This is a genomic window from Streptomyces typhae, assembly GCF_009755605.1.
GTDB classification, from domain to species: domain Bacteria; phylum Actinomycetota; class Actinomycetes; order Streptomycetales; family Streptomycetaceae; genus Streptomyces; species Streptomyces typhae.
The window spans coordinates 282,526-308,617 of record NZ_WPNZ01000009.1 but is presented as its reverse complement, the minus strand read 5'-3'; the positions used below and the strand labels follow the sequence as shown (position 1 = coordinate 308,617).

Here is a 26,092-nt window from a genome sequence, read left to right as displayed (position 1 = left end):
CCGCACCGGAGGCAGGGAGGAAGTCGTCCCCGTCACCACGGCTGCCTGGCCAGATGGCCGTTGATCAAAAAGCTGGGACAAGGGTCGAGACGGAAGCTGTACAGGGTGAACGGCTTGTCCCCGGAGGTGCGTGAACGCACCTCACGCACTTCGGCCCACGCCGCCTCCCGCAGCTCGAGCGGATGGTGCTCGGCGGGAAATGTCCGGCGCGAGGGCCAGGTGTCGGCCACGGCGAGGCGTGAGGCTGCCCCCTGCTTGTTGGGCGTGAAACGCGCCCCGACCACCTGGGCAAGCTCCGCGAGAAAAGGCACATTGGCGCTGACGAGAAGCCTCGCCGACCAGTGGCTGCTCCGGTAGCCGTCACCGTCCGTGTAGCCGTCCAGAAAACCTTCGGACGTCTCTCGGTCCCGTAACACCACCCGTGGAAAACGCTGCCGCATATGGTGTGCGTCGCCGCCGACGTACTGCCTGATCAGCCACCTCGACAACAGTCGTCCGGACCGACCGCTCGTCCTGCAACGTCCATAACTCGCACCCCACTTGAACTTCGCGTGCCCGCAGACGTCCGCCCACGGCGTTCACGGTCTGCTTGCTCGGAAGCCCGTGCCCCATCGTGATCCCCCTTGACCAGCGATCACCTCGCTGAACGGGACCCTACGGGGTGCCACTGACAAGCCGGCTAGTGCGCCATGATCAAGCTCATTGCCTCATTCCGCGTCGCCGCGTCCCGCAGCTGGCCACGGACCGCGGACGTGATGGTCTTCGCGCCTGGCTTACGGATACCGCGCATCGACATGCACATGTGCTCGCACTCCACCACGACGATCACCCCGCGTGGCTCCAGGATGTCCATCAGGGAGTCGGCGATCTGCGTCGTCATCCGCTCCTGTACCTGCGGCCGACGAGCGTAGACATCCACCAGCCGGGCGAGCTTCGACAAGCCGGTGATCTTGCCGGTGGCGGCCGGGATGTAGCCGACGTGCGCCACGCCCCTGAAGGGCACCAGGTGATGCTCACAGCATGAGGTGACCTCGATGTCCTTCACCAGGACCATCTCGTCGTGCCCCAGGTCGAACGTCGTCGTCAGGACGTCCTCGGGCTTCTGCCACAGGCCCGCGAATATCTCCTTGTACGCCCGCGCCACCCGGCCCGGCGTCTCCCGCAGACCCTCGCGGTCCGGGTCCTCGCCGACCGCGATGAGCAGCTCGCGCACGGCGTTCTCGGCCCGCTTCTCGTCGAACTCACCGATGGAGCCCTCGCCGTCCAGCGTCACGGGGTCGGTCATCTGTGCCTCGTTCCTGGTTCCAGTGTCCTGCGGGCGGCTGAAAAGAGCCGCGCCCCCCAGGCTAGAACCTGGGGGGCGCGGCATCCATTCCGGGCCTGGTGAGGCATCCGGTGCGGGGAGTGACTCAGCTCTCGGGGCGGTCCTCCGGGGCCACCTCGATGCCTTGGGTCTCCCCCGTCCCGGTCGTACCGGCGGTCACCGCGGGGGTGGCGCCGTTCGCACCGTTCGTCAGCGAGAGCTCCTTCGGCGAGAGCACCGGCGGGCGCGTCGACGGCGTACGCCGCGTGGAGCCCGTCCAGGCCGGTCGGGCCGGACGCTTGACGATGGGGGCGAAGACCTCGGCGATCTCCTCCTTGCCCAGCGTCTCCTTCTCCAGGAGTTGCAGGACCAGGTTGTCGAGCACGTCGCGGTTCTCGACCAGGATCTCCCAGGCCTCGTTGTGCGCGGTCTCGATGAGCTTCTTGACCTCTTCGTCGACCAGCGCCGCGACCTCTTCGGAGTAGTCCCGCTGGTGCGCCATCTCGCGCCCGAGGAACGGCTCGCTGTTGTCGCCGCCGAACTTGATCGCGCCGAGACGCTCGGTCATGCCGTACTGCGTGACCATCGCGCGAGCGGTGGCCGTGGCCTTCTCGATGTCGTTGGCGGCACCGGTGGTCGGGTCGTGGAAGACCAGTTCCTCGGCCGCGCGCCCGCCCAGCATGTACGCGAGCTGGTCGAGCATCTCGTTGCGCGTGGTCGAGTACTTGTCCTCGTCCGGCAGGACCATGGTGTAGCCGAGGGCACGTCCGCGCGACAAGATCGTGATCTTGTGGACCGGGTCCGCGTTGGGGGAGGCCGCCGCGACCAGGGCGTGACCGCCCTCGTGATACGCGGTGATCTTCTTTTCCTTGTCGGACATGATCCGGGTCCGCTTCTGCGGGCCCGCCACGACGCGGTCGATGGCCTCGTCCAGCATGTGGTTGTCGATCAGCTTCTGGTTGCTGCGCGCGGTGAGCAGGGCGGCCTCGTTGAGGACGTTGCTCAGGTCCGCGCCGGTGAAGCCCGGCGTGCGCCGCGCGACGGCGCCCAGGTCGACGTCCGGTGCGACCGGCTTGCCCTTCTGGTGGACCTTGAGGATCTCCAGACGGCCCTGCATGTCCGGGCGGTCGACGGCGATCTGCCGGTCGAAGCGTCCGGGGCGCAGGAGGGCCGGGTCGAGGATGTCCGGCCTGTTCGTGGCGGCGATCAGGATGACGCCGCCCTTCACGTCGAAGCCGTCCATCTCGACGAGCAGCTGGTTGAGCGTCTGCTCGCGCTCGTCGTGACCGCCGCCGAGGCCGGCGCCGCGGTGGCGGCCGACCGCGTCGATCTCGTCGACGAAGACGATCGCCGGGGCGTTCGCCTTGGCCTGCTCGAAGAGGTCACGCACTCGGGAGGCACCGACACCGACGAACATCTCGACGAAGTCGGAACCCGAGATGGAGTAGAACGGCACGCCCGCCTCGCCCGCGACGGCGCGCGCGAGGAGCGTCTTGCCCGTTCCGGGCGGGCCGTACAGCAGCACGCCCTTGGGGATCTTGGCGCCGACGGCCTGGAACTTCGCCGGCTCCTGGAGGAACTCCTTGATCTCGTGGAGTTCCTCGACCGCCTCGTCGGAGCCCGCGACGTCGCTGAACGTCGTCTTCGGGGTGTCCTTGGTGATGAGCTTGGCCTTGGACTTGCCGAAGTTCATGACCCGGCTGCCGCCGCCCTGCATCTGATTCATCAGGAACAGGAAGACGACGACGATGAGAACAAAGGGGAGGAGGGACAGCAGGATGCCGACGAAGGGGTTCTGCTTCGACGGCGAGACGGTATAACCGTCCGGGATCTGCTTGTCCTCGTATTTGGCCTGCAGCGTCTTGGCGAGTTCGACGCCCTGGTCGCCGATATAGCTCGCCTGGATCTTGCTGCTGCCCTTGACCTTCTGGCCGTCCTTGAGCTCCACCTTGATGGTGTGATCGTCGCCGGTCGTGAGCTTGGCCGATTCGACCTTGTTGTCGTCGATGGCCTGCACGACCTGGCCGGTGTCCACTGTCTTGTAGCCGCCGGACGAACCGACGACCTGCATCAACACGACCACGGCAAGGACGGCCAGCACGATCCACATGACTGGCCCACGGAAGTATCGCTTCACGTCCATCCACACGGAGCGATGCCGCTCCGTACCTCCTGCCATAGTGAGTTTGATAAAGACTGTTCTTCGGACGGTACCCCAGCATTGTCACCCGAAGCCGCACGGGACGGCTGCCTGTACCGCCTTCGCATGCTCCAACGGCGGGAGACGGCTGAGGGTTCCCGGGCGTCCTACGCCGCCCGAGCCGTCCGGCGCAAGTCGTCAGCCGCCGTAGACGTGCGGGGCGAGGGTGCCGACGAACGGCAGGTTGCGGTACTTCTCCGCGTAGTCCAGGCCGTACCCGACGACGAACTCGTTCGGGATGTCGAAGCCGACCCACTCCACGTCGATGGCGACCTTCGCCGCCTCGGGCTTGCGCAGGAGCGTGCACACCTTCAGGGACGCGGGCTCGCGCGAGCCGAGGTTGGACAGCAGCCACGACAGCGTCAGGCCGGAGTCGATGATGTCCTCGACGATCAGGACGTGGCGTCCCTTGATGTCGGTGTCGAGGTCCTTGAGGATGCGGACCACACCGGAGGACTGCGTGCCGGCGCCGTACGAGGACACCGCCATCCAGTCCATCGTGAGCGGCGTGGACAGCGCACGCGCCAGGTCCGCCATGACCATCACGGCGCCCTTGAGGACCCCGACGATCAGCAGGTCCTTGCCCGCGTACTCCGCGTCGATCTTCGCGGCCAGCTCGGCCAGCTTCGCGTCGATCTCTTCCTTGGTGATGAGCACCGACTGAAGGTCGGTGCCCATGTCTTTCGCGTCCACCCGCATCACTTTCGGTCGTCCCACCGGCCGGTCGGGAAAAACGGTCCCGGGTCAGCCTTGCCGGATGACCAGTCTGCCACCCTGCCGCTGTGCGACGACTTTGCCCGGGAGATTGATGGCTCCCTGGCCCCGCCAGCCCGTGATCAACCGGTCCACCTCTTCGATGTGCCGGGCGAACAGCGCGCCCGCGGGGGCGCCCGCCTCGATGGCCGCGCGGCGCACGATGCGGCGGCGCACCGCGGGGGGCAGCGCGAACAGCTTGGCGCACTCGAGCAGGCCCGTGGCGTCCCGCACCGAGGACTCGGCCTGCGCGGCCCAGGCGTCCAGCGCGTCGGCGTCGTCGCGGGAGAGCTGCGCGGTGCGCGCGAGGGCCTCCACCACGCCCTTGCCGAGCGCCTTCTCCAGGGCGGGCAGGCCTTCGTGCCGCAGGCGGGAGCGGGTGTAGGCCGGGTCCGCGTTGTGCGGGTCGTCCCAGACCGGCAGCGACTGGACCATGCACGCCTTGCGGGCGGTCTGGCGGTCGAGGTGCAGGAAGGGTCTGCGGTAGCGGCCGCCGGCCCCCGAGACCGCGGCCATGCCGGAGAGCGAGCGGATGCCGGAGCCGCGGGCGAGCCCGAGCAGCACCGTCTCGGCCTGGTCGTCGCGGGTGTGGCCGAGCAGCACGGCGGTGGCGCCGTGGCGCTCGGCCGCCTCATCCAGGGCGGCGTAGCGCGCGTCGCGGGCGGCGGCCTCGGGGCCGCCGTCACGGCCGACGTGCACCACCAGGGACTCGATGGGGTCGAGGCCGAGCGCGGTCATGCGGGTGACGACCTCGGCGGCACGCAGGTCGGAGCCGGGCTGAAGGCCGTGGTCGACGGTCACCGCGCCGGCGCGGATGCCGAGCTTGGGGGCCTCGAACGCGAGCGCGGAGGCGAGCGCCATGGAGTCGGCGCCGCCGGAGCACGCCACGAGCACGAGCGGCGGCGCGGGAGGCGGGGAGGGTGCGGGGTGGGGAGAGCGCGACGGGGTGAGCTCGCGGTGCGCGGAGGTGTCGGTCAGTACGTCGTGAAGTACGCGGCGGACCGCCAGGCGTATCGCCGCGACCGCAGGATGGGGACCCATTCCGGTTGGTTCCCTTCATGAAGTTCGGGGGGTGAGCCTCGGATCAGTCACTCAGAGTGTGTCGATGGTGACAGAACCGAGCCATTACCCGAGCATTGCACGCCCACCCACGGCTCACGGTCCCTCGGACGGGTGATTGCGGAGGCGTTCCTCTGCCGTCGGCCGCAGCGGTTCGCTCAGTCCGCCCTACGGTGCACCCGTGCGACCCAGTCCGCCGGTTTGGCGATCTCGGCCTTGGTGGGAAGCGTGTTCGGGGAGGTCCACACGCGGTTGAAGCCGTCCATGCCGACCTCGTCCACGACCGCCCGTACGAACCGCTCGCCGTCACGGTACTGCCGCAGCTTCGCGTCCAGGCCGAGCAGCTTGCGCAGCGCCTGGTCGAGGCGGCTGGCGCCGCGCTGGCGGCGCTCCTTGAACTTCTCCCGGATCTCCGTGACGGACGGCACGACATCGGGTCCGACGCCGTCCATGACGTAGTCCGCGTGGCCTTCGAGCAGGGACATGACGGCGGTCAGACGGGCCAGGATCTCGCGCTGCGCCGGGGTCTGGACGATCTCCACGAAGGAGCGGCCGCCGCCGGTCGTGCCCTCGTCGTCCTCCGCGCCGTCGGAGCGGCCGCCCGCCAGCGACTGGGCGGCCTCCCTGATGCGCTCCAGGACGGTCATCGGGTCGACGTCGGTCTCGCCGAGGAAGGCCTGGATCTCGCCCTCCAGGTGGTCGCGCAGCCACGGCACGGACGAGAACTGGGTGCGGTGGGTCTCCTCGTGCAGGCACACCCAGAGCCGGAAGTCGTGCGGGTCCACGTCGAGTTCGCGCTCCACGTGGACGATGTTGGGCGCCACGAGCAGGAGCCGCCCGCCGCCGTTCGCGCCGGCCGGCAGGTCGCGGGTGGCGGGGGCGAAGGTCTCGTACTGGCCGAGGACGCGGGAGGCCAGGAAGGACAGCAGCATGCCGAGTTCGACGCCCGTCACCTTGCCGCCGACCGCGCCGAGCACGGCACCGCCGGGGCCGCCGCCGCGGCGGTCCTTCATCTTCTCCAGGAGCGGCTTGAGCACCTCGCGGAAGCCCGCGACGTTGGCCCGCACCCAGCCCGCGCGGTCCACCACCAGAACGGGGGTGTCGTGGATGTCCTCCGTCCCCATCCGGGTGAAGGAACGGACGTGCCCTTCCGAGGACTTGGCGTGTTTGCGCAGCTCCGCGACCACCGCGCGGGCCTCGTCCCGGCTCACCTCCGGGCCCGGCCGCACGAGCCGGGTCGCGGTCGCCACCGCGAGGTTCCAGTCGACCATCTCCGCACCACCGAGGCTCGTCATGCCGTCAACCGTACGGGGTCCGCTGCTCCCGCGTACGGGGATGGGGGTGCCGTTGTCCGTTCCGCACGGGGCGGTGCGCGCTACGACCCGCGGACCGCGAGAGCCGTCGCCATGGCGTCCAGCGTCGACTGGGCCCCCTGGGGGTCCGTCGTGCCCGTGGTCATGAACGCGAAGACCAGGAGTCGGCCGTTCGCGTCGACCACGGTGCCCGCGAGGCTGTTCACACCGGTGAGGGTGCCGGTCTTGGCGCGTACGAGGCCGGTGCCCGCGGACGCGTCCGGGTAGCGGCTGACCAGGGTGCCGGTGAATCCGGCGACCGGCAGGCCGGTGATCACTGGGCGCAGCTCGGGGTGGCCGGGGCCCGCGGCCCGCTTCAGGAGGGCGGTGAGGAGCTGTGCGCTGAGCCGGTCGTCCCGGTCGAGTCCGCTGCCGTCGTCGAACACGGCCCCGTCGAGCGGCAGGCCGAGCTTGCCGAGCTGGGCCCGCACCGCCCGTGCGCCGCCCTCGAAGCTCGCGGGCTCGCCCGCGGCCACGGCGGTCTCGCGTGCCAGGGCCTCGGCGATGTCGTTGTCGCTGTGCGTCAGCATCCGCTCGACGAGGGCCGACAGGGGCTGGGACCGGGTGCTCGCCAGGTGCTCGGCGCGCGCGCCCGCCTTCTTGGCGTCCGGGTCGGCCTTGATGCCGATGCCGCGTTCGCGCAGCAGGTTGGCGAAGTTCCGGGCGGCGTCGCCGGCGGGCTCGGCGGTGCGCGGCGCGGTCCCCGACGAGGAGGTGTCCAGGCGGCCCTCGTCGGCCATGAGGGCGCTGACGGGGGCGATGTTCTCGTTGGGGCCGATGGGGTGCTGCGGCGGACCGGAATAGCGGGACGTGTCGTAGAAAAGGGATACGTCCTGGTCGGTGCCGCGCTTCTTGAGGGCCTCCGCGGTGGCGTCGGCCAGCTCGCGCAGGCTCGCGGACTCGGCCACGTAGCGGCCCTCGCCGCGGGCGGTCAGCGTCGGGTCGCCGCCGCCGACGAGGACGACATCGCGGGAGCCGGGCTCGACGACGGTTCTCGTGGTCAGCCGGTGGTCGGGGCCGAGGGCGGACAGCGCGGCGACCGCCGTGGCGATCTTCGTGGTGGACGCGGGGGTCAGCTCGCGCCCCGACCCCTTGCCGTACACGCGCTTGCCTGAGGCCACGTCCACGACCACCGCGGCGCGCTCGGGGCCCAGCTTGGAGTCGTCCATGAGCGGGTCGAGCACGGCGGCGAGAGGCTTGGTGCCCGTCCCGTCGCCGGTACGGGCGGAACGGCTGAGTCCGGCGAGCACGGCGGGGGCGCTTGGCGCCGCGTCGGACGCCTCGCCGCCCGGCGCCCCGGCGTGATCTCCGCCACCCCCGGCCTCCCGGGAAGCCGCGAGCTGCCGCTCGGCCGTACGCTGACCGGAGGAGTCCCAGGGGCCGGCCGCGGCAATCGCCACGGCCGCGACGACGAGGCCGGCAGCGGCCGAGACGGCCGTGAGCTGCCAGGTCCTGAGTTTCGCGGGAGGCTTGACGGCAAGCCGCCTCAGAAGCACCAGCAGCTTGTGAAGCTGCTGCCCAGGCTTGCGCTCGTCCACGACGACCTGCCCCTTTCGCGATCACACATCTGCGTGAGGGACACTTAACCACCCGAAGTATGTGCTGATCATGGAGGAGCCACCCGTGGAGTTCGACGTCACCATCGAGATTCCGAAGGGTTCGCGGAACAAGTACGAGGTCGACCACGAGACCGGCCGCATCCGCCTGGACCGTCGACTCTTCACGTCCACCAGCTACCCGGCGGACTACGGCTTCGTCGAGAACACCCTGGGTGAGGACGGCGACCCGCTGGACGCCCTGGTCATCCTGGACGAGCCGACCTTCCCCGGCTGCCTCATCAAGTGCCGCGCGATCGGCATGTTCCGGATGACGGACGAGGCCGGCGGCGACGACAAGCTGCTGTGCGTGCCCGCCTCCGACCCGCGCGTGGAGCACCTGCGCGACATCCACCACGTGTCCGAGTTCGACCGCCTGGAGATCCAGCACTTCTTCGAGGTCTACAAGGACCTGGAGCCCGGCAAGTCCGTCGAGGGCGCCGACTGGGTCGGCCGCACCGACGCCGAGGCCGAGATCGAGGCCTCGTACAAGCGCTTCGAGGCGCACGGCGGCCACTGAGCATCCCCAAAGCCGTAACCGACGGGCCGCGTGACCTCCACCAGGTCACGCGGCCCGTCCGCGTATGCGCCGCGGATGCAGACGCATACCTACGCACGTCGTGCGCATACTGACGTACGTAGGGCGCGCAACGACACGTACGCACATAGGAGCGAGGCATCACCGGTGGCTGAACCGGAGGAGGAAGACCGCAAGCCGCAGTCGGACGAGGCGCACAGCGCCTTCGCCCCGGTGGGCGGCGTGGACCAGACGGCCGTGGCCGTGGCCGAGGAGGACCATCCGTCCTCCGAGTTCACGATCCCGACGGGCCTCAGGATCCCGCAGTTGCCCGAGGAGAGCGAGTCCTCGGCGTTCACCCCGCCGGAGACCTACGACTCCCGGCAGCAGCCACCCGCCTTCACTCCGGCCGGCGGGGTGCCCATCATCCGGCTGACCAAGGAGGCGCCCTGGCAGGACCGGATGCGCACGATGCTGCGCACCCCGGTCGCCGAGCGCCCTGCGCCGGAGCCCACGCAGAAGCAGGAGGACGACGAGGGGCGCGCCGTGCCCCGCGTCCTGGACCTGACGCTGCGCATCGGCGAGCTGCTCCTGGCCGGCGGCGAGGGCGCGGAGGACGTGGAGGCGGCGATGTTCGCCGTCACGCACTCCTACGGCCTCGACCGCTGCGAGCCGAACGTCACGTTCACGCTGATCGCCATCTCGTACCAGCCGTCCCTGGTCGACGACCCGGTGACGGCGTCGCGCACGGTCCGTCGCCGCGGCACCGACTACACGCGGCTCGCGGCCGTGTACCAGCTCGTGGACGACATCAGCTCCGAGGACGTCGAAGTCTCCCTGGAGGAGGCCTACCGGCGCCTCGCCGAGGTGCGCCGCAACCGGCACCCCTACCCGGGCTGGGCCCTGACGGCGGCGGCGGGCCTCCTCGCTGGTTCCGCGTCCGTGCTCGTCGGCGGTGACGTGCTCGTGTTCGTCGCGGCCGCGGTGGGCGCGATGCTCGGCGACCGGCTCGCGTGGCTGTGCGCCGGGCGCGGATTGCCGGAGTTCTACCAGTTCGTCGTCGCGGCGATGCCGCCCGCTGCCATGGGCGTGGCGATCAGCCTGCTCGACCTGCCGGACGTGAAGGCGTCCGCGGTGATCACCGGTGGGCTGTTCGCGCTGATCCCCGGGCGGGCCCTCGTCGCGGGCGTCCAGGACGGTCTGACCGGCTACTACATCACCGCGGCCGCCCGGCTCCTGGAAGTCGGGTATCTGATCGTCGGCATCGTCTGCGGCGTCCTGATGGTGCTCTATCTCGGCGTGACCCTCGACGCGGGCCTCAACCCGGAGACGTCGATCCACACCAGCGACCGGCCGTGGATCCAGACCGCCGCGTCCATGTCGCTGAGCCTCGCCTTCGCGATACTGCTTCAGCAGGAACGTTCAACCGTGCTGCTTGTCACCTTGAACGGCGGGGTCGCCTGGGTGGTCTACGGCGCGCTGGCGCGGGCCGGGGATATCTCCCCGGTGGCGGCCACGGCGGTCGCCGCGGGGCTCGTGGGCCTGTTCGGACAGCTTCTCTCGCGCTACCGGTTCGCGTCCGCGCTGCCGTTCGTGACGGCGGCGATCGGGCCGCTGCTTCCCGGTAGCGCGACGTACTTCGGGCTCCTGGAGATCGCCCGCAACAACCTGAACCCGGGTCTCGCCTCGCTCTCCAAGGCGGCGGCGCTCGCCCTGGCCATCGCGATCGGCGTGAACCTCGGCGGTGAGCTGTCCCGCCTCTTCCTCAAGGCGCCGTCGGCGCAGGACCAGCGGGGGCGCCGCGCGGCCAAGCGGACGCGTGGCTTCTAGTACCAGTATCAGTACCTGTACCTGTACCTGTACCTGTACCTGTACCTGTTCCAGCGACGCGGCTAGTACCTGTTCCGGTGCTGCTGCTCGGAGTCGTCGGGGCCGGGAGGCTGCCGCCGCAGGTACTGGGTCTGGTGGTCCGGGGCCTGGGGGTCCGGGGCCTGGGGGTTCGCGCCCTGCTGGTTCGCGCCCTGCTGGTTCGCGCCCTGCTGGTTCACACCCTGCTGGTTCACACCCTGCTGGTTCGGATACAGGGGCTGCTGTCCCAGGAACTGGGTCTGCTGGTCGGGGTACTGGCCCTGGCCGTCCTGGTGCTGGGGTTGTCCCTGGTACTGCCCGCCGTACTGCTGCTGCCCGCCGTACTGCTGGTCGCCCCCGTGCTGCTGGTCGCCCCCGTACTGCTGCTGATCGCCGTACTGGCCCCGGTACTGCTGCTGGCCGTACTGGCCCTGGTACTGCTGACCGCCCTGGTGCTGCTGCTGGCTGCCGTACTGACCGGCCTGGTACTGCTGCTGGCCCGGGTACTGGGGCTGGTGGGGGGTCTGGGGCTGGTGGGGGTTCTGGTACTGCTGATCGCCGTACTGGCCCTGGTACGGGTACTGCGGCTGCTGCTGCGCCTGGTACTGCTGACCGCCGGTGTGGCCGTCGTCCTGAGCCGAGGGCTGCGCGGAGGACTGCCCCGAAGCCTGCGCCGAAGCCTGGGCCGAGGAGGCCTGGTCGTCGGATCCGGAGGTCGCCGCCTTCTTGCCCTTGCCGCGGGCCCGCAGGAACTCGATGATGATCGGCACCACCGAGATCAGGACGATCAGGATGAGGATCGCCTCGATGTTCTTGTGGACGAACTCGTGCTTGCCGAGCCAGGCGCCGAGCAGCGTGACGCCCGCGCCCCACAGGATGCCGCCGAGGATGTTGAACGTGATGAACGAGCGGTACCGCATGCCGCTGACGCCCGCGATGATCGGCGTGAACGTCCGCACGATCGGCACGAAGCGGGCCAGGACCAGGGACTTCGGGCCGTGCTTCTCGAAGAACTCATGGGCCTTGACCACGTTCTCCTGCTTGAACAGCTTGGAGTCCGGGCGGTTGAACAGGGACGGGCCGACCTTCTTGCCGAAGAGATAGCCCGCCTGGTCACCGGCGATCGCGGCGATGCAGATCAGGATGCAGGCCAGCCACAGCGGGGTGTCCAGCTTGTTCGTCGTGATCAGCAGGCCGGTGGTGAAGAGGAGCGAGTCACCGGGCAGGAAGAAGCCGATGAGCAGGCCCGACTCGGCGAAGACGATCAGGAGCAGGCCCCACAGACCGAACTGGTTCAGCAGGTAGTCCGGATCCAGCCAGCTTGGTCCGAGCGCAAGCGTCGTCACGGTTCCGGGCTCCTGAGGGTGTGAGGAAGTGCGGCGGGCTTCGGGGGCGGCCGTGCGATGTGATGACAGCGGTCGCCGCCCAAAGTTACCAACGCGAGGTGACACGGACAGGTTCCAGGGCGAGTACGCCCCCCCCGGGCGCCCCCTGAGCCCACTCAGGCCCCTTTGGCCCCCTCGGCCCCTTCGGCCCCGGAGTCCCCCTTCACCCTCGCGCGGGCCGCGTTCGCGTGGATGGCGTCGCGGAGGTAAACCGCGAGCCCCGGGCGGACGGCCTCATAGGTTGCCGTGAAGCGCGGGTCGGACACGTACATGTCGCCGAGACAGGTGTGCAGCTCGTGGCCGCACCCGTAGTAGCGGGCCGTGATGAAGAGGCGGTGCTCCTCGGCGACGTCCATGGCCTCCGGGGAGTCCGGGGCGTGGCCGGCGGCGAGAAGGCCGGCCATCCGGGCGTGGATCGCGTCGAGCTCTGCGGTCAGCCGCTTCCAGTCCTCCTTCGTGTACGAGGCGGCGCGGCGCTGCGACTCCGCGTACGCCTCCGTGTCGCCCCAGCGGCGCTCCACCTCCTCGGCGTACTGGTCCGGGTCGTGGTCTCCGAAGACCTCGAACTTCTCCTCGGGGGTGAGGTTGATGCCCATGCGTTTCGCCTCCATGGCGGTCTCGACGGCCGTGACCATCTGCTGGAGCCTGGTGATGCGGGCGGACAGCAGCTCGTGCTGACGGCGCAGGTGGGCGCGCGGGTCCGCGTCCGGGTCGTCGAGCAGCGTCGCGACCTCGTCCAAGGGGAAGCCCAGCTCCCGGTAGAACAGGATCTGCTGCAGCCGGTCCAGGTCCGCGTCGCTGTAGCGCCGGTGGCCGGCGTGGCTGCGCTCGCTCGGCGCGAGCAGCCCGATCTCGTCGTAGTGATGCAGCGTGCGCACCGTGATCCCGGCGAACCCGGCGACCTGTCCCACGGAATGGCTCATGGCTCCGCCCGTCCTGCCTCTCGGGGCTTCGGCCCCCGCTTCTCAAGCTCGGTACGCGTCACAGCCTGGGACCTCACGCCACGTGAGGTGCAAGTCCGGTGTTCCGGGGTGCCCTGACCTGGTCCGACGTTCCGATGTTCCGGGGCGCCCTGTCCGGTTCCCGGGATGTCATGTCCTGTTTGCCCGCTTACAGTGACGGCGAGAGCAACGGAGGCACCGCCATGTCGCTGCACCGTGGCGCGGACGGTCACCACGACGACCGTCCGCTGTCCGTCAATCCGTTCTACGGCGAGGCGAACCCCGTCGGCGGCATGACGCACGCCCCGCCCAAGCACCGGCTCCCGAAGGACCCGATGCCGCCCATGACGGCGTACCAGCTGGTCCACGACGAGCTGATGCTCGACGGGAACGCACGGCTCAACCTGGCCACCTTCGTCACCACCTGGATGGAGCCGCAGGCCGGTGTCCTGATGGCGGAGTGCCGGGACAAGAACATGATCGACAAGGACGAGTACCCGCGCACGGCGGAGCTGGAGCGGCGCTGTGTGGCGATGCTCGCCGACCTGTGGAACGCCCCGGACCCGGCGACGGCCGTCGGCTGCTCCACCACCGGTTCCAGTGAGGCCTGCATGCTCGCCGGGATGGCGCTCAAGCGCCGCTGGGCGAAGCGGAACGCCGACCGCTATCCCTCCCGGGAGGCCCGCCCGAACCTGGTGATGGGCGTGAACGTGCAGGTCTGCTGGGAGAAGTTCTGCGACTTCTGGGAGGTGGAGGCGCGCCAGGTGCCCATGGAGGGCGAGCGGTACCACCTCTCCCCCGAGGCCGCCGCCGAGCTCTGCGACGAGAACACCATCGGTGTCGTCACCGTCCTCGGCTCGACCTTCGACGGGTCGTACGAGCCGGTGGCGGAGGTCTGCGCCGCCCTCGACGCCCTCCAGGAGCGCACGGGGCTCGACGTGCCGGTGCACGTCGACGGCGCCTCCGGGGCGATGATCGCCCCGTTCCTCGACGAGGACCTGGTCTGGGACTTCCGGCTGCCGCGCGTCTCGTCGATCAACACCTCCGGCCACAAGTACGGCCTGGTCTACCCCGGCGTCGGCTGGGCCCTGTGGCGCACGCCCGCCGAGCTGCCCGAGGAACTGGTGTTCCGGGTGAACTATCTGGGCGGCGACATGCCGACGTTCGCCCTGAACTTCTCCCGGCCCGGCGCGCAGGTCGTGGCGCAGTACTACACCTTCCTGCGGCTCGGCCGGGAGGGGTACCGGGCGGTGCAGCAGGCCTCCCGGGACGTGGCGCGGGGGGTCGCCGGGCGGATCGCGGACCTCGGGGACTTCCGGCTGCTCACCCGGGGGGACGAGTTGCCGGTCTTCGCCTTCACCACGGGGGACGACGTCACCGCGTACGACGTCTTCGACGTGGCCCGGCGGTTGCGGGAGCGGGGGTGGCTGGTGCCCGCCTACACGTTCCCGGCGCACCGGGAGGATCTGGCCGTGCTGCGCGTGGTGTGCCGGAACGGGTTCTCGACCGATCTCGCGGAGCTCTTCACCGAGGATCTCGGGCGGTTGCTGCCCGAGCTGCGGCGCCAGGGCGGGCCCCTCACCCGGGACCGGGGGGCGGCGACCGGGTTCCACCACTAGTGCTGTGACCGCATAGGTCCGCCGGGTTGGTCCAGGCTGCGACCACCGCCTGATCGACGGCCGAGTCACTGCTCAAGGCAGCGAACCAGGAATGCCAGTCCCTCCGGGCTGCTCAACCGCACAACACGACGACCGGTTTTCTCGGACCAGGTGGCCGAGTCATGGCCGTGTTCGTGTGCGCGTACGACGACGCTGTCCAAATCCTCGACGTCGACCGCAAGTTCCCACTGCGGAAGGGATGCGCTGGGTCCACGTGTAGCGATGAAATCGGCGCAGTTCAGAGGGGTCCCCGTCGTCTTGTCGTAGAAGTGCCGGGCTTTCTCAGGCTGGTCGCACGTCAGGACCATGCGGTGCGGGGCACCCGCCAAGTGGGGCGGGAACTGCCATCCGGTGAAGTTGCGCGGCTGCCACAGGGAGAAAGCGGCACCTACCGGATCGATCAATGTCGCCATGCGCCCCTGATCGCCCGCGTCGAAGGGAGGTACGACAAGACGAGCGCCGTTCACCGTCGCCACTTCGGCGCGACGGTCGACGTTGTCGACTGCCAAGTAGTAGGCGATGTGGGCGGGTGTTCCCGGCGGGTAGACCGGGTTCGCCAGGTCGCTCACGCCACCGATCAGGTGGCCGTCGATGGCTATCTTGGTGGCCTTTCGCCAGTCCTTCTCGTCCACCGCGAAGCGCCAGCCCAGCGTCTTCGAGAAGAAGGTGGCGGTGCCGGCCAAGTCACGGGTTTTGAGGTCCATCCAGCAGAACTCGTTCGTTGAACCCAGACGGGTCGTCATCCTGTGCTCCTTGTCGTCTCGATGCTGGGTATCGAGTACTCAGACGGCTCCGCAAGAGATTTTCGGCTGCGCTGCGTAGCAGGGCCGGCGTCAAACCGGTCCTACCGCACCGATTCGATCGTTCGCGGGCGTGTCCAGTCTTCTCCGTTCTGGATCAGGCTGCAGCCGTCAGGGGGCGTCCGCCCCAGCGAATGCCTTTTTCGCTGCGGATACGGGCGCGTTCCCTGCGCTGGGCGGCCAGGACGTCGGGGTGGCGGGCGTTGGCGTTGCGCCAGCGCAGGTAGCGGTGCAGGGCCCGGGTCTGTGCGGGGTGGCTGCGTGGTCGGAGTTGGCCAGGGTGAACTGCCGCAGCGGTCCGAAGTGCGCTTCGATCGGGTTGGCCCAGGAGGCGTAGGCCGGGGTGAAACACAGCTCGACCTTGCTCTTCTTCGCCCAGCGGCGGATGTCCGCGCCGGTGTGGGCGGAGAGGTTGTCCAGGATGATGTAGATCGGGGCGCCGTCGGGTCGGGTGGCGCGGATCGACTTCAGCGCGGCCAGGGTGTTGGCCGTGCCCTTGCGGCGGCGGTTGACGCCCCACAGCGTGTCGTCGCCGACGGAGTAGCAGCCGTGGAAGTAGGTGACGCCGTGCGTGCGGCGGTAGGTCGCCGGCAGCCGTTCGGGCTTGCCCTGCTTCGCCCAGCAGGAGCCTGCGGTGGGCCGGATCCCGAGAGGGCCGAACTCGTCGAAGGCGAAGACCCGGTCGGGGAAGCGTTCCAACACCTCTCCGATGCGGTCCAGCTTGGCCTCGCGTTCGGGGCCGGGGGACTCTTTCCAGGTCTTGGTGCGCTGGAAGGTGATGCCGCGGCGCCGGAGTAGGCACCGTAAGGCTTCGCGGCCGATACGGATGATGCGGCCGTGTACGCGGCGCAGGCAGGCGGCGAGTTTGCGGATCGACCAGCGGGTGAAGGGCTGGCCGAGCTTGGTGGGGCGGGTGGTGGCCGTCTGGATGACGAAGTCCTCGTCTTCAGGGGTGAGCAGGCGGGGACGGCCTCCCGCCCATCGAGGGTCCAGGCAGACCAGGCCGATCTCGTTGAACCGGTGGATCACCTCCCGCGCCGTGTCCTCGTCGGCCTGGACCAGCTGGGCGATCACCGGGACGCGGTTCCCGCCGACGGAGGCGAGCAGCATCATCGCCCGCCGGTAGCGCACGGAACCGGTACTGCCCCGGCGGACGACCTGCTGCAGCTTCTGCCCTTCCTGGTTGGTCAGTCTGCGCACTCGCACAGGCTCGGCCACCACACCTCCAGCGGTCGGAACGGACGTCACCCCCATCCAACCGCCCCGACCACCAACCCGGCGAACCTTCCCGGTCACAGCACTAGGCGGTGGGCCCGGGGCCCTCGCGGGGCGCCCCAGGCCCGCCCCTCTCCCGCTGTGCCGTTCAGCGGCTCCGCCGCGGGCAGGGGCGCTGCGCCCCCTGGACCCCAGCCCTGTCGGCGCTCCGCGCCTCGTCCTCAAACGCCGGACGGGCTGAATACTTCGCCGCGCGCGCAATGACTCTGCCGCACCGGCGAGAATCTCAGCCCCTCCGGCGTTTGAGGAGCAGGGTCTGGGGCGGAGCCCCAGGACCGGGGAGGGCGGGACCGGGGAGCGCCCCGCAACCGCCTACCGCCCACCGCCTACCTGCTCAACCCCCCGAACCTCCGCACAGCCAACGGCAGGAACACCCCCACGAGCACCACCGGCCACAGAACGGCGAGCAGCGCCGCGTGTTCGGCGGCCCAGGACGTCCCGACCACCCCGGGATCGTTGCCGAAGAGCTCCCGCACCGCGGTGGCCGCCGCGGACATCGGATTCCACTCGACGGCGGCACCGAGCCACCCCGGCATGTTCTCGGGGACGGTGAACGCGTTGGACAGGAAACCGACCGGCCAGACGAGGATCTGCACGGCGGTCACCAGCTCCGGCTTGCCCGCGATCATCGCGAGGTGGATGCCGAGCCAGAGCATCGCGAACCGCAGCAGCATGAGCAGCCCGACCGCGCCGGCCACCTCGGCGAGGGACCCGTGCCAGCGCCACCCGATGGCGAGCCCCACACCCATCATGACGATCAGGGAGACGAAGGACTGGAGCATGTCGGCGGCGGAACGGCCCACCAGGACGGCACCGTTGGCCATCGGCATGGACCGGAAGCGGTCCACCACTCCCTTGTTGAGGTCGGTGGTGACCGCGACCATCGTCGCGTCGAGGCCGAACACCATGGTCAGCGCGAACATGCCGGGCACCAGGAACTCGGCGTAGTCGCCGGTGATGCCCTTGCCGCCGCCGATCAGGTAGTTGAACATCAGCATCAGCATCACGGGGAAGGCGAGCCCTACCAGGACCTGGACGGGTTGGCGCGCCCAGTGGGCGAGTTCGCGCCGGGTCATCGTCCAGCAGTCGGTGAGGGCCAGGGCGGTCCGCGACCGGCCCTGCCCGGGACCCACAGGGGTCCCGCCCGTCGCCGTACTCACCGTGCTAGCCGTACTCGCCGTACTCGCCGTACTCGCCGTACTCGCCGTGCTAGCCGGACTCGTCGGACTCGTCGGACTCGTCGGACTCACCATGCTCACACCCCCTCCTTCACGCGGTCCCGGTCGTCCTCCGTGCGGCCCGTGAGGCGCAGGAACACCTCGTCGAGCGTGGGCCTGCGCACCGCGATGTCCTCCGCTTCGATGCCCTCCTCCTGGAGCGCGCGCACCACGCGGGTCAGCGCCTCCATGCGGTCGGCGACCGGCGCGCTGGCGAGCCGCCGGTCCGCGTCGACCGTCACCTCGTCCGCGGTGCCCCCGGCGCCCGGAAGGAGGCGTCCCGCCCGCACCAGCTGGGCCCCGTCCCGCACCACCACGTCGATGCGGTCGCCGCCGAGCCGGGCCTTCAGGTCGTCCGTGGTGCCCTCGGCGATGACCCGGCCGCGGTCGACCAGGGACACGCGGTCGGCGAGCTGGTCGGCCTCCTCCAGGTACTGCGTGGTCAGGAGCACCGTCGTGCCGCCGCCGACCAGGGAGCGCACCGACTCCCACACCTCGGCCCTGCCACGCGGGTCGAGGCCGGTCGTCGGTTCGTCGAGGAACAGCACCCGCGGCTCCGTGATCAGCGATGCCGCGAGGTCCAGGCGGCGCCGCATGCCGCCGCTGTACTGCTTGACGGCCTTGCGGCCGGTGTCCGCGAGGCCGAAGCGGGTCAGGAGCTCGTCGGCCCTGGTGCCCGCGCGGCGGGCGCCCAGGTGGTGCAGGCGCCCGAACATCTCCAGGTTCTGCCGGCCGCTCAGCTCCTCGTCCACCGCGGCGTGCTGGCCGAGGAGGCCGATCCGGCGGCGGACCTCGCCCGCCTGCCGCCGCGCGTCGCAGCCCGCGATCTCCACGCGGCCCTCGTCCGCGCGGAGCAGCGTGGCCATGATGCGTACCGCGGTGGTCTTGCCCGCCCCGTTCGGCCCGAGCACCGCGTGCACCGTGCCCGCCGCGGCCACCAGGTCGAGCCCGTCCAGGGCCCGCTTCTCCCCATACCGCTTCCGTACGCCCTCGACGATGATCGCGTCCGTCATCCGTCTCCCTCCGAATGCCATTGGTCAAGGTCATTAGTCAAGATTGACTAGCAGAGCAGCGAGATGAAGGTACTGCCCGCGCCGCAGGCTCGTCAAACTTGATTACTGGTCCGCCTCAGGCGTCGTCGCCCGCGTGCCGCTCCCCCGTCGCGTACGGGTTCTCCTCGCCCTCCGCGAGCACCGCCACGAACGGCTCCCCCTCACCGGCGAAGGTGTACGCGCCGCCCTCGACGCGCTCGACCAGGCCGCGGGTCCACGCCGCGCCCGCGTCCGCCGAGTGCAGCCACAGGTTCATGATCTCGCCGATGTGGCCGAGCTGTTCGGGGCCGTCCTCGGGCGTGTAGTACTCGGTGACGGAGGTCCGCCAGTCCTCGATGTTCTGGATCCGCTGCTTGAGCAGGGCCACGGCCTCCTCGCGCGGCAGGTCGACCATGAAGCCCACCGCGGCCGAGAGCATGTCGGGCTTCTGGTTGTACGTGGACGTCAGCGCCTCACGGAGAAGGGCGAGGAACTCCTCGGAGCCCTTCTCCGTGATCTCGTACTCGGTGCGCGGCGGGCCGCCCGCCGTGGACGGCGCGGTCTCGTGCTCGTGCAGCAAGCCCTGCTTCGCCATCTGCTTGAGCGCGTGGTAGATCGAGCCCGGCTTGGCGTTGGACCACTCGTGGGCGCCCCAGTACTCCAGGTCGTTGCGCACCTGATAGCCGTGCGCCCGCCCGTGCTGACGGACGGCCCCGAGCACCAGCAGCCGGATCGCTGACATCCACCGCACCCTTCAGTCGCTTGTTGTCGCCTCAGCCGATCTCATTCATCAACTTTGACTAGGATACGGGGCCTGATGCTCGCCCCCGCGCCATGCTCGCCCCCGCGACACGCTCATCCCCACGATTCCCCCGACGCCAGCGCCACCAGCTCGAAGGCCGTCTTGCCGTCGAGGGACTCCCTGATGATGTCGGCGTGCCCGGCGTGCCGGCCGATCTCCTCGATCAGGTGCAGCATCAGCCACCGCATCGACACGGCGCCGTCGCTGGGGAACCAGGGCGCCTCGGGCAGCGGGAAGGTGTCGTCTAGGCTCGGCACCGCGCGGATGAACTCCTCGGTCTCCGCGGCGACCTCCTCCCAGAACGCGAGGGCGCCGGCGAGCGTCTCGTCCTCGACGAGCCGGAAGCTGTCGCCCCAGGTCTCCTGGGTCCGCTGCCGCTCGTTCGGCTTCTGCTGGGCCATGCGCAGCCAGTTCAGCTCGGTCTCCGCGACGTGCTTGACCAGACCGCCGAGGGTCAGCTCGCTGGCGCTCGGGCGGGCGGACGCCTGCTCGTCGCTCAGGCCGAGCACGGCGCGGCGCAGGCCGCCGCGCTGGGCGTCCACGAAGGCGATCAGTGCGCCGCGCTCGTCGCCGTGAGCTTCCGCGTTGACGTGAGTGACCATGGTGTCCGCCTTTCTGCGCCCGGTTCGGGCCGTCGGCCTCTCCGACACCACAAACGCTACGGACCCTTGCGGACAGGGTCTGTCCTCAAGGGTCCGCGAGAGCCGGAGAGCCCCCGAAAGTCCGCGAGAGCCCGCGAAAGTCCGCGAGAAGGAAGGATCAGGTCAGAAAGGGAAGCGCGAGCGGCCGTGCTGGACCGAGATCCACTTGTGGGTGGTGAACGCCTCCACCGTCGCCTCGCCGTTCAGGCGCCCGACGCCGGAGTGCTTCTCACCCCCGAAGGGCACGATCGGCTCGTCGTGGACGGTGCCGTCGTTGATGTGGATCATGCCGCTGTTGATGCGCTTGCCGAGCCGCACCCCGCGCTCGACGTCTCCGGTGTGGACGGCGCCGCTCAGTCCGTACGGAGTGTCGTTGGCGATCTTTACGGCCTCGTCCTCGCCGTCGAAGGGCAGGATGAGCGCGACCGGGCCGAACACCTCCTGGCGCAGGACCGGAGCGTCGTCGGGCAGGTCGGTGAGGATGGAGGGCGCGACGAGGTTGCCCTCGGTGCGGCCGTGCAGCAGGGCCGTGGCACCGCCCTGGACGGCCTGCGCGACCAGCGAGGTCACGCCGTCGGCCTGCGAGGAGTTGATGAGCGGGCCGATGTGCGTCTCAGGGGACGCCGGGTCGCCGACGTTCAGGGTCTTGACCTTGGCGACGAACTTCTCCGTGAACTCGGCGAGGACGGCACGGTCCACGAGGATGCGGTTCGCGGCCATGCAGACCTGGCCCTGGTGCACGAAGCGGCTGAAGACGGCCGCGTCGACCGCGTAGTCCACGTCGGCGTCGTCGAGGACGATCAGGGCGCTGTTGCCACCGAGTTCGAGGACGCAGCGCTTGAAGTTCTGGGCGCAGACCGTGGCGACGTGGCGGCCGACGGCGTCCGAGCCCGTGAAGGAGATGACGCCCGGCACGGGGTGCTCGATGAGCGCGTCGCCGATCTCGGCGATGTCCGTGATGACGACGTTCAGGACGCCCGGCGGCAGGCCCGCGTCCTCGAAGATCTTCGCGATCAGGCTGCCGCCGAGGACCGGGGCGTTCTGGTGCGGCTTCAGGACGACCGCGTTGCCGAGGGCGATGGCCGGGGCCACCGACTTCAGCGAGAGCAGGAAGGGGAAGTTGAAGGGGCTGATGACACCGACGACGCCCACCGGGACGCGGTAGAGGCGGTTCTCCTTGGTGTCGTCGGGCGAGGGGAGTATGTGGCCCTGCGGGGCGAGCGCCAGGTGTATCGCCTCACGGAGGAACTCCCTGGCCAGATGCAGCTCGAAGCCGGCCTTGACCAGGGTGCCGCCGAGCTCCGCGACGATCGCCTCGGTGATCTCCGCCTCGCGGTCCTCGATGATCCGCAGGACGCGTTCGAAGACGGTGCGCCGGGTGTAGGGGTTCGTGGCGCCCCAGCTCTCCTGGGCGCGCTGCGCCGCGCGGTAGGCCTGGTCGACCTCGTTCGCCGTGGCGACCGTGATGGACGCCAGCTTCTCCCCGTCGTAGGGATTGAAGTCGATGATGTCCCAGGAACCGGAGCCGGCCTTCCACTCACCGTCGATGTACTGGTGAGCCAGATCGGTGAAGAAGGACATGACGTGAGACCCCTTGCCGCAGAGTGCAGACACCTGATTTCACGTCATCCTACTGACGATTCAGGTCAGTTGGAGTAGACCACGGAGAAGGTCACGGCTGTCGGCCGGATCAGGACAGTCCTGCTGCAACTCGGCCATCGCCCGTTCGTACTGGTCGACTTCTTCGTTCTTGTCCAGGTACAGCGCGCCCGTGAGCTGCTCCAGATACACGACGTCCGACAGGTCGGACTCAGGGAAGCTCAACATCGTGAAGGCACCGGACTCGCCCGCGTGACCACCGAAGGTGAACGGCATGACCTGCAACGTCACATTCGGGCGCTCGGAGATGTCGATCAGGTGCTGGATCTGGCCGCGCATCACCTCACGGTCGCCGTACGGGCGGCGCAGGGCCGCCTCGTCGAGGACACAGGCGAACTTCGGTGCCCGCTCGGACACGAGCAGCTTCTGGCGCTCCAGACGCAGCGCCACCCGGCGGTCCACGTCGGCCTGGTTGACCCCGCTGCCGCGACCGGACTTGCGGCCGCCGGCCGTCTTGCCTGCGGCGGCCTTCATGCCGCGCTCGACGACGGCGTGGGCGTAGGCCTCCGTCTGCAACAGACCGTTGATGAACTGGACCTCATAGACACGGATCAGGGAGGCAGCGCCTTCGAGACCGATATATGTCTGGAACCAGCCGGGCAGCACGTCCGAGTAACTGTGCCACCAGCCGGTCAGGTTGGCCTCCTTGGCGAGGGAGAGGAGAGCGCTGCGCTCCGACTCGTCCATGACGCCATAGAGCGTGAGGAGGTCCTCGACGTCCCTCGACTTGAAGCTCACCCGTCCCAACTCCATGCGGCTGATCTTCGATTCTGAGGCGCGGATCGAGTATCCGGCCGCTTCACGGGTGATGCCCCGCGACTCCCTCAGGCGCCTCAGTTGCGACCCCAGCAGAATGCGCCGTACCACCGAGCCGCTCGACTCCCCAGCGGTCACTTCGCTCAGTCCTCCCCAAGGTGTGAGACCCCGAAGTCTGCCATTAAACGCTCCGGGCCGTGCTCGTTCGGTTACGGAAAGGGAAAGGCTCCGGAAGGTCTCCGCAAGAAGTCGCCGGAAGAAATAGGCAAGAAACATCCCAGGAACGGTCGAGTCCGGCGCGTGCACGTGCATCTGCCCTTGCATCTGCTGTACGCATTCGGAAGCATGGTCCGCGCGTCACTGCTGCGCCATCGCTGTGCCGCCCGGCTGTACCGACCGCGCCACCGCTCGATCGCTTTGTACCGCGAACCGCGAAAACCGGGGAGTGCCTCGCATGGGGACGAATGGATCGACCATGCTCGAGCCGTTACGGCAGGGCCTTCCTCCGCTCGACCCCTCCGCGGTCTCCAGCGCCGCCTCCTGCGCACTTCCCGCACGCTACGAAGCCGTGGGCAGCGCCCGCCAGTTCACTCGCAGGACACTGGTGTCCTGGGAGCTGGAGGAGCGGTTCGACGACATCGCGCTCGTCGTCTCCGAACTCGTCACCAACGCTCTGCGGCACGCGCTGCCCGCGGACACTCCGCGCGCCGCGTGTCCCGTCGGCACCACGGAGGACGCGCCCGTGCGTCTGCACATGATGCGCTGGACCTCGCGTCTGGTGTGTGCGGTACGGGACCCCAGCGACGACAGTCCGGTGGCGCGCGAGGAGGCGGAGGAGGACTTCTCCGCGGAGTCGGGCCGCGGCCTCTTCCTGGTGGACTCGTTCAGCGACGGCTGGGGCTGGCACCCGCTGGCCGGCGCGCTGAACGGCAAAGTGGTGTGGGCGCTCTTCCAACTGGCCTAGCAACGCTCTGGCGTAGAAACGCTTCCGGTCGGCCTGAGACCTCTACCGGCGAGGCCGACCGCCCGGGTTCCCGCCCGGCTGCGGCCTTCCGTCCGCCCGAGCCCGCGACTCCGTCGGGGCCGGGCGGTCAGCCGCCTATGAGGTCGTCGAACTCGCCGTCCTTCATGCCGAGGAGCATGGCCTCGATCTCGGCCCGCGTGTAGACGAGCGCGGGCCCCTCCGGGAAGCGCGAGTTGCGGACGGCCACGTCGCCGCCCGGCAGTTTCGCGAACTCCACGCAGGCACCCTGCGAATTGCTGTGCCTGCTCTTGCGCCAGACCACCCCGTGAAGCTCCGTGGCCGCCATGCCGTTGAACACGTGGTGCACAGGTCGCTCCCCGGTGGTGCCGTGGCTGTTGTTGTAGCTGTCAACTGTCCCGGATCATAGCTGTGTTCATGTGCCGATGCATGGGCAGATGCACGTGCACGCGGCGTGGTGAACTGGTTACAGACCCGGGATGACCGGAACGAACACCGTCCCGTCTCTATGACAGACGCAAAGTGCGCGGTTCCGGCTGCTCTTTTCGGCCGAAGACGAGCTGAAGACGAGTCGAAGACGGAAAACGAACGCCGCCGCGCGGCGGACGGGGAGGGTCCGCCGCGCGGCGGCGTTGCGCGGCGTATGCCGCGCGTGACTCAGCGGGACGCCTGTGGCAGCAGCGCCATCTCGCGGGCGTTCTTGATCGCCTCGGCGAGCTGCCTTTGCTGCCGCACCGTCACCCGCGTGACCCTGCGGCTGCGGATCTTGCCGCGGTCCGAGAGGAACTTCCGGAGCAGGTCGGTGTCCTTGTAGTCGATGTACGTGATTCCTGCCGCGTCCAGAGGATTTGGCCGGGACGTGAGAGGTTTGGCCCGATCGGGGCGGCGCGGGGACATCGTCAGACCTCCAGGAGGGCGTCGAAGGCGGGGGGCAGGGTCTTCCAGGCGGCGCGGCCCGCGGTGTACTCCTCGTCCGTCAGGAGGCACGACTCCAGGACCTCGGCGATGCCGTCCCGGTCCAGGCCGGGCGAGGTGAACACCAGGTGCTGGCAGCAGTCCCCGTGCTCGGGGTGCCAGTCGAGGGCGGCGGCGGCCCGCCGTACCGGCGGCACCATCTCCCACGCGGCGTCCGGCAGGGACACCAGCCACGGCCCGGCGTTCTCCACGCACAGCGCGCCGCCCGCCGCGTCCCACGCGAGCAGCGTGTCGGGGCGGTCGGCGAGCCAGAAGCGGCCCCGGCTGCGGGCCGCGGCGCAGGTCAGGTCCTCAAGCGCGGCGAAGAGCCGCCCCGGGTGGAAGGGCCGCTCGCGGTGCCAGACGAAGGTGGCGACCCCGCTCTCCTCAGCCTCCGCGGGCAGCAGCGCGCACGCGGGGTGCTGGGCCGCGGCCGCCGCCTCCACGTCGAAGCCCGCGAGGGCCGCGCCCGCCAGGTCGCCGTGACCGATCGGGACCTGGCGGGCCGTCGGGTGGAGTTGCCGCAGCATCGCCCGGTCCTCGGCGTCGGCAGCGGTGTCGATGCCGACGACGGCGTCGATACCGCTGCCGTCGGCGTCGTCCAGCAGCGCGAGGACCGGCGCGTACTCCAGCTGGCGCGCCCATGTGTCCGCGACCGTGCGCTGGTCGGAGGCCGCCGCGGCTAGCCCCGCGTCCACCAGGTCGTCGCCGTTCGCCAGGTAGGCCAGGAGCAGGGCCGGGTCCACCGCCGTGATCACGCCCGTCAGGCGCAGCGCCTGCGAGCCGTGGCCCGTGATGACCTCCGCCATCGCCTTGGGCTCGACGGAGTCCCACAGCTCGACCACCGCGAGGCGGGTGCGCCCGCCTTCGGCCAGGCGCTCGAGCTCGGGCACCAGGTCCTCCCGCAGCGCACAGCACGCGCAGTCGTTGACCAGCGGCGCCTCGCCCGTGGAGAGCAGGCCGCCGGCGTCGCGCACCGTCCGCGCGACCGTGCCGCGTGCCGCGCTCGACAGGTCGTGGTGCAGTGCCACGCTGCCGGGCACCGTGGCGAGGAGCCGGGCGACCGCTCGCGCCCTGGCCTCCGCGTGCAGCCCGGCCACGATCGCCACGTCCATCAGCGGGCTCCGCCGTAGCGTCGCTCGAAGCGCTCCACGCGGCCGGCCGTGTCGAGTACGCGCTGCTGCCCCGTGTAGAAGGGGTGGCTCGCGGACGAGACCTCGACGTCGATGACCGGATAGGTGTTGCCGTCCTCCCAGAGGACCGTCTTCTCGCTCGTCGCGGTCGAGCGCGTGAGGAAGGCGAAGTCCGCGGCCTTGTCGCGGAAGACGACCGGGCCGTACGGCGGGTGGATACCGGATCGCATG

Annotated in this window: 24 protein-coding genes and 1 pseudogene; 4 read left to right on the top strand and 21 right to left on the bottom strand. The window is 69.8% G+C overall.

Going from position 1 to position 26,092, the window contains the following annotated elements:
* Positions 1–32 precede the first annotated feature (32 nt).
* The 7 genes from GPA10_RS18665 to dacB form a co-directional block, all read right to left on the bottom strand.
* Positions 33–440: a hypothetical protein gene (locus GPA10_RS18665; RefSeq protein ID WP_157166474.1), complete on the bottom strand. Its 408-nt coding sequence runs from the start codon at positions 438–440 to the stop codon at positions 33–35.
* A gap of 239 nt (positions 441–679) precedes the next feature.
* On the bottom strand, positions 680–1,285 hold the full coding sequence (folE, locus tag GPA10_RS18660) for a GTP cyclohydrolase I FolE (RefSeq protein ID WP_157166473.1): 606 nt from the start codon (positions 1,283–1,285) through the stop codon (positions 680–682).
* Between the two features lie 124 nt (positions 1,286–1,409).
* Positions 1,410–3,446, bottom strand: a complete 2,037-nt coding sequence (gene ftsH / locus GPA10_RS18655) for an ATP-dependent zinc metalloprotease FtsH (protein WP_157166561.1) — start codon at positions 3,444–3,446, stop codon at positions 1,410–1,412.
* A 195-nt stretch (positions 3,447–3,641) separates the two neighbouring features.
* Positions 3,642–4,202, bottom strand: coding sequence for a hypoxanthine phosphoribosyltransferase (gene hpt, locus GPA10_RS18650; protein ID WP_016643984.1), 561 nt, complete (start codon positions 4,200–4,202; stop codon positions 3,642–3,644).
* A 45-nt stretch (positions 4,203–4,247) separates the two neighbouring features.
* Positions 4,248–5,297, bottom strand: a complete 1,050-nt coding sequence (gene tilS / locus GPA10_RS18645) for a tRNA lysidine(34) synthetase TilS (protein WP_058850298.1) — start codon at positions 5,295–5,297, stop codon at positions 4,248–4,250.
* A 176-nt stretch (positions 5,298–5,473) separates the two neighbouring features.
* Positions 5,474–6,610 carry a zinc-dependent metalloprotease gene (locus GPA10_RS18640; RefSeq protein ID WP_058850297.1) on the bottom strand — a complete coding sequence of 379 codons (1,137 nt, stop codon included), beginning with the start codon at positions 6,608–6,610 and terminating at the stop codon, positions 5,474–5,476.
* Positions 6,611–6,690: 80 nt separating this feature from the next.
* On the bottom strand, positions 6,691–8,205 hold the full coding sequence (dacB, locus tag GPA10_RS18635) for a D-alanyl-D-alanine carboxypeptidase/D-alanyl-D-alanine endopeptidase (RefSeq protein ID WP_343041065.1): 1,515 nt from the start codon (positions 8,203–8,205) through the stop codon (positions 6,691–6,693).
* An 85-nt stretch (positions 8,206–8,290) separates the two neighbouring features.
* Here dacB and GPA10_RS18630 point away from each other — a divergent pair, with 85 nt between their 5' ends.
* Together GPA10_RS18630 and GPA10_RS18625 are read left to right on the top strand one after the other, a co-directional pair.
* Positions 8,291–8,782 carry an inorganic diphosphatase gene (locus tag GPA10_RS18630; RefSeq protein WP_030361059.1) on the top strand — a complete coding sequence of 164 codons (492 nt, stop codon included), beginning with the start codon at positions 8,291–8,293 and terminating at the stop codon, positions 8,780–8,782.
* Between the two features lie 75 nt (positions 8,783–8,857).
* On the top strand, positions 8,858–10,609 hold the full coding sequence (locus GPA10_RS18625) for a threonine/serine exporter family protein (protein WP_425505771.1): 1,752 nt from the start codon (positions 8,858–8,860) through the stop codon (positions 10,607–10,609).
* Between the two features lie 62 nt (positions 10,610–10,671).
* Here GPA10_RS18625 and GPA10_RS18620 read toward each other — a convergent pair whose 3' ends face one another.
* Both GPA10_RS18620 and GPA10_RS18615 read right to left on the bottom strand, forming a co-directional pair.
* Positions 10,672–11,973 carry a DedA family protein gene (locus GPA10_RS18620; protein WP_343041063.1) on the bottom strand — a complete coding sequence of 434 codons (1,302 nt, stop codon included), beginning with the start codon at positions 11,971–11,973 and terminating at the stop codon, positions 10,672–10,674.
* Positions 11,974–12,128: 155 nt separating this feature from the next.
* Positions 12,129–12,935 (bottom strand): MerR family transcriptional regulator, encoded by an 807-nt coding sequence (locus GPA10_RS18615; RefSeq protein WP_157166471.1) that lies wholly within the window; start codon positions 12,933–12,935, stop codon positions 12,129–12,131.
* A gap of 221 nt (positions 12,936–13,156) precedes the next feature.
* On the opposite strand from GPA10_RS18615, the gene gad reads away from it, so the two are divergent.
* A complete protein-coding gene (gad, locus tag GPA10_RS18610; protein ID WP_157166470.1) occupies positions 13,157–14,572 on the top strand; it encodes a glutamate decarboxylase in 1,416 nt (471 codons plus the stop codon).
* Between the two features lie 65 nt (positions 14,573–14,637).
* Here the strand turns inward: gad and GPA10_RS18605 are convergent, their stop codons facing one another.
* The 8 genes and pseudogenes from GPA10_RS18605 to GPA10_RS18570 form a co-directional block, all read right to left on the bottom strand.
* Complete coding sequence (locus GPA10_RS18605; protein WP_157166469.1) at positions 14,638–15,354, bottom strand: VOC family protein; 717 nt, start codon at positions 15,352–15,354, stop codon at positions 14,638–14,640.
* 154 nt (positions 15,355–15,508) lie between these two features.
* Positions 15,509–16,629: pseudogene (locus GPA10_RS18600) on the bottom strand (IS630 family transposase).
* Between the two features lie 383 nt (positions 16,630–17,012).
* A complete protein-coding gene (locus tag GPA10_RS18595; protein ID WP_425505769.1) occupies positions 17,013–17,846 on the bottom strand; it encodes an ABC transporter permease in 834 nt (277 codons plus the stop codon).
* Positions 17,847–17,941: 95 nt separating this feature from the next.
* Positions 17,942–18,916: an ATP-binding cassette domain-containing protein gene (locus GPA10_RS18590; protein WP_157166468.1), complete on the bottom strand. Its 975-nt coding sequence runs from the start codon at positions 18,914–18,916 to the stop codon at positions 17,942–17,944.
* A gap of 115 nt (positions 18,917–19,031) precedes the next feature.
* The gene (locus GPA10_RS18585; protein WP_058850286.1) at positions 19,032–19,676 is read right to left on the bottom strand and encodes a PadR family transcriptional regulator; all 645 of its coding nucleotides are present in this window, start codon (positions 19,674–19,676) and stop codon (positions 19,032–19,034) included.
* A 113-nt stretch (positions 19,677–19,789) separates the two neighbouring features.
* Positions 19,790–20,338, bottom strand: a complete 549-nt coding sequence (locus GPA10_RS18580) for a DinB family protein (RefSeq protein ID WP_157166467.1) — start codon at positions 20,336–20,338, stop codon at positions 19,790–19,792.
* Positions 20,339–20,500: 162 nt separating this feature from the next.
* Positions 20,501–21,958 carry an aldehyde dehydrogenase family protein gene (locus GPA10_RS18575; RefSeq protein WP_157166466.1) on the bottom strand — a complete coding sequence of 486 codons (1,458 nt, stop codon included), beginning with the start codon at positions 21,956–21,958 and terminating at the stop codon, positions 20,501–20,503.
* Positions 21,959–22,018: 60 nt separating this feature from the next.
* Positions 22,019–22,930 (bottom strand): helix-turn-helix domain-containing protein, encoded by a 912-nt coding sequence (locus GPA10_RS18570; RefSeq protein ID WP_343041080.1) that lies wholly within the window; start codon positions 22,928–22,930, stop codon positions 22,019–22,021.
* Between the two features lie 316 nt (positions 22,931–23,246).
* On the opposite strand from GPA10_RS18570, the gene GPA10_RS18565 reads away from it, so the two are divergent.
* Positions 23,247–23,756, top strand: coding sequence for an ATP-binding protein (locus GPA10_RS18565; protein WP_079086707.1), 510 nt, complete (start codon positions 23,247–23,249; stop codon positions 23,754–23,756).
* A 127-nt stretch (positions 23,757–23,883) separates the two neighbouring features.
* Here the strand turns inward: GPA10_RS18565 and GPA10_RS18560 are convergent, their stop codons facing one another.
* From GPA10_RS18560 to GPA10_RS18545, 4 genes are all read right to left on the bottom strand, one after another.
* Positions 23,884–24,123 (bottom strand): DUF397 domain-containing protein, encoded by a 240-nt coding sequence (locus GPA10_RS18560; protein WP_058850281.1) that lies wholly within the window; start codon positions 24,121–24,123, stop codon positions 23,884–23,886.
* Positions 24,124–24,431: 308 nt separating this feature from the next.
* Entirely contained in the window at positions 24,432–24,671 is a 240-nt protein-coding gene (gene rpsR, locus GPA10_RS18555; RefSeq protein ID WP_157166465.1) for a 30S ribosomal protein S18, read from the bottom strand.
* A gap of 2 nt (positions 24,672–24,673) precedes the next feature.
* Positions 24,674–25,843, bottom strand: coding sequence for a CobW family GTP-binding protein (locus GPA10_RS18550; protein WP_157166464.1), 1,170 nt, complete (start codon positions 25,841–25,843; stop codon positions 24,674–24,676).
* Positions 25,843–26,091 carry a type B 50S ribosomal protein L31 gene (locus tag GPA10_RS18545; protein WP_157166463.1) on the bottom strand — a complete coding sequence of 83 codons (249 nt, stop codon included), beginning with the start codon at positions 26,089–26,091 and terminating at the stop codon, positions 25,843–25,845. The genes GPA10_RS18550 and GPA10_RS18545 overlap by 1 nt, the downstream gene beginning before the upstream one ends.
* Position 26,092 lies beyond the last annotated feature (1 nt).